The sequence below is a fragment of the Maribacter sp. genome, from assembly GCF_049667165.1.
Lineage (GTDB): Bacteria > Bacteroidota > Bacteroidia > Flavobacteriales > Flavobacteriaceae > Maribacter_A.
Genome location: NZ_JBATHS010000138.1, coordinates 1 through 3,535 on the forward strand (window position 1 = coordinate 1; position 3,535 = coordinate 3,535).

Sequence of the window (3,535 nt, forward strand, 5' to 3'; positions counted from 1 at the left end):
CACTGATTACCGACCACTGATTTCTGGTTCTCGATACCCCCGAGCATTCGGGGCTTTCGAAAATCACTCGAACTGACCCTTTGGAATGTAGATACTACCAACTGCCATCCATCTCCCCTCACCCATCAACCGTCTTCCATCTTCCATCTTCCATCTTCCATAAAAAAAGCAAATATGATAAAAGTCACATTTCAGTTGAAAAACCTATCGTATATTTGCGATAAGCAATATGAAATGCGCTTTACGTATTACGTTGATGTCAACGATAATGATGGGTGGTGAATTTTTTCCGACCTAAGAAAACAGCAGTCAAGTACGGATGAAAAGAAGTTTAGAACATATCGTTTACCAGGAAGATACCGAAGCCTTGGCAAAATTTGCCAAAGCATTAGGGCATCCTACCCGTATCGCTATTTTAAAACACCTTGAAAAGCAATCGTGTTGTTTTACTGGAGATTTGGTTGAAGTTTTTCCTTTGGCACAATCTACCGTTTCCCAACATTTGAAAGAATTGAAAAACGCAGGTCTTATTCAGGGAGAACTAAAACCGCCAAAAATAAAGTACTGTATCAATCAGGACAACTGGAAAATTGCAAAAGCCTTATTTCAGCAATTTTTTGATTGATATATTTTTAATAAATAGAGCGCCCATAGGCGATTAACAAATAAAATCAGTATGACCAAAGTTATTAAAATATTGGGGACAGGATGTCCAAAATGCCAATCAATGACAGGGGTAGTCAAAGATGTGGTTTCAGAAAACAATATTGAGGCGACCATCGAAAAAGTTGAGGATATCATGGAGATTATGAAGTTCAATGTCATGTCAACCCCGGCATTGGTAATAGACGGCGTCATTACCATAAAAGGTAGGGTGCCTTCAAAAGATGAAGTATTGGCACTGCTAAATTAAGGTCTGCCAACGCCATGGAAAAGCATGGTAAGACTCCAGGCTTTACCAGAATTCATTACACAATGTCGCATGTTTGATTGGGTACAATATATTGCTGATTGGTTGGTTTATGATGTCTTGGATCTAAGTAAAGGGCAACATTTGGCAGCAGCGCTGAATTTCTTTATTTACGATACGACAAAGATTCTGATCCTACTTTTTATGGTCATCTTTTTTATGGGAATTGTCAATAGCTACTTTCCTATAGACAAGGTTAAAAACTATCTGTCAAGAAATAAATTATATGGCTTGGAATACCTTATGGCAAGCCTTTTTGGGGTGGTAACACCTTTTTGTTCCTGCTCATCAGTCCCCCTGTTCATCGGCTTCGTGAGAGGTGGGATTCCTTTAGGGGTAACCTTTGCCTTTTTGATTACCTCCCCTTTGGTCAATGAAGTTGCCATCGGACTTTTTGTTGGCCTGTTCGGGTTAAAAACAACGATCTTCTATGTCGTTAGTGGTGTCTTATTGGGTACCATATCGGGTGTTATACTTCAAAATCTGAACTTGGAACGCTATCTAACACCATGGGTAAAAGAAGTTTTGACCAACGCTCAAAGAGAACAAGATATATTTCAAGCTGAAAAACAATCCTTTAAACAACGTCTACCCATAATTTGGGCCGAAGTCATTAAAATCCTTAAAGGTGTTATTCCTTATGTATTGGTAGGAATCGCCATAGGTGGACTGATGCACGGTTATATTCCGGAAGGATTTTTTGAAAAATATATGGACAAGGACAATCTTCTTGCCGTTCCTATTGCAACCATTTTGGCTGTGCCCATGTACTCCAATGCTTCGGGCATACTCCCCGTTGTTCAAGTATTGGTGGCCAAAGGGATTCCATTGGGTACTGCAATCGCCTTTATGATGGGTGTGGTAGGCCTTTCATTACCAGAAGCAATGCTCTTGAAAAAAGTAATGACCTTTAAACTCATTGCCGTCTTTTTTGGTGTCGTAACCCTTTGTATCATCTTTTCAGGCTATTTATTCAACCTCATATTATAAATTATAAATCTAAATCAATAAAAATGAAACCAATTAATTTTTTCGCAGTACTCGCAATGAGCTTAATGCTTACATCATGTTATGGTCAAGACAAAAATAAACCCAGTTCGTTAGACGGATCTATTTCTAAAATCGAGGTACTGGACTTCCATAGTACCCACAGATGTATGACGTGTAATGCCATTGAAGCCAATACGAAATATACGCTGGAAACCTATTTCGCGAAGGAGTTGAAGGATAATAAAATTACATTTCAAGTGATCAATGTCGATGAAAAGGAGAATGGGAATATTGCCGAAAAATTCGAGGCATCAGGCACTTCCCTATTCTTGAATGTGATAAAAAACGGGAAGGAAACCAAAGTAAACCTAACCGATTTTGCTTTTATGAACGGTTTGGACCAAGAAGCTTTCTCCAAAGAATTAAAAGCAAAGATCAACGCCGAATTAAAGACCCTCTAAATGGATTTTTTAAAATCCCTATTAGAGCATTACAATTTTCCCATAGTATCAGCATTCATACTTGGGCTGATGACGGCGATCAGTCCTTGTCCTTTGGCGACCAATATCACTGCTACGGCATTTATTTCCAAAAATATCTCGAGCAAACGGAAGGTTTTATTGAGTGGGTTATTATACGCCTTAGGCAGGGGGTTTAGTTATACCGCCATTGGCTTGCTGTTATATTTTGGCGCAAGTAAGTTTCATATTGCCCGTTTTTTTAATCAAAATGGAGAGAAGTTTTTAGGGCCAATATTGATCGTGATCGGATTGATCATGCTGAATCTTATCAAACTGAATTTTTTGGGCCAATTTAATTTTCAAGAAAAGTTATCTGAAAAATTTAAAGACAAAGGACTCTTAGGCTCCTTTTTAATTGGTGTTGTTTTCGCCTTGGCGTTTTGTCCGTATAGTGGGGCATTGTTTTTTGGGATGCTGATCCCTATGACAGTAGCCTCACCTGACGGACTCTATCTACCGCTCATATTTGCATTTGGAACAGGATTGCCTGTAATTCTTTTCACGTATTTATTGGCCTTTACAGCAAGCAAAATAGGGGTGTTCTACAATAGGATTACAAAAATCGAAAAGGTAATGCGCACGGTTGCAGGGGTCGTTTTTATTATCACAGGATTATATTATGTTTCCATTTTCGCTGGACTACTGAATTAACCAACCTATAAAGCCAACACAAATATCAACTTGCGATTTTAGATTTTAGAACTAACATCTTAATTCTCACTATTGGCTTTTCGCTGCGCGCTATTCACTATGCGCTATTCATACTATCTTCGGTCTTCGGTCTTCCGTCATTCCTCAACTTTCGACTTTCCAACTTTCGACCCACATCCCTCAACCAGCAACCATCAACCGTCTTACGTCCCCTGTTAACACCTAACCCTTAACTGCCTACTGACCACTGTCCACTCACCACTACCTTCCAGTTCTCGATACCCCCGAGCATTCGGGGCTTTCGAAAATCACTCGAACTGACAACTGAACTCCATCAACTATGAACTATCAACTAACATCTCAATACTCACTTCTCAATACTCACATCTGACTTCTGTCTTCC

5 protein-coding genes are annotated in these 3,535 nt (G+C 39.3%); all 5 read left to right on the forward strand.

Annotated elements, in window-relative coordinates:
* The first annotated feature begins 319 nt into the window (after nt 1-319).
* The 5 genes from WBM98_RS07270 to WBM98_RS07290 all read left to right on the forward strand — a co-directional run bounded on the left by WBM98_RS07270 (nt 320) and on the right by WBM98_RS07290 (nt 3,132).
* Nucleotides 320-625 carry an ArsR/SmtB family transcription factor gene (locus WBM98_RS07270; protein ID WP_424365359.1) on the forward strand — a complete coding sequence of 102 codons (306 nt, stop codon included), beginning with the start codon at nt 320-322 and terminating at the stop codon, nt 623-625.
* A 51-nt stretch (nt 626-676) separates the two neighbouring features.
* A complete protein-coding gene (locus WBM98_RS07275; protein WP_424365360.1) occupies nt 677-913 on the forward strand; it encodes a thioredoxin family protein in 237 nt (78 codons plus the stop codon).
* A 69-nt stretch (nt 914-982) separates the two neighbouring features.
* Nucleotides 983-1,960: a permease gene (locus WBM98_RS07280; protein WP_424365361.1), complete on the forward strand. Its 978-nt coding sequence runs from the start codon at nt 983-985 to the stop codon at nt 1,958-1,960.
* A 23-nt stretch (nt 1,961-1,983) separates the two neighbouring features.
* On the forward strand, nt 1,984-2,421 hold the full coding sequence (locus tag WBM98_RS07285; RefSeq protein ID WP_424365362.1) for a nitrophenyl compound nitroreductase subunit ArsF family protein: 438 nt from the start codon (nt 1,984-1,986) through the stop codon (nt 2,419-2,421).
* Complete coding sequence (locus WBM98_RS07290) at nt 2,422-3,132, forward strand: aromatic aminobenezylarsenical efflux permease ArsG family transporter (RefSeq protein WP_424365363.1); 711 nt, start codon at nt 2,422-2,424, stop codon at nt 3,130-3,132. It begins immediately after the preceding gene.
* The last annotated feature ends 403 nt before the right edge of the window (nt 3,133-3,535 follow it).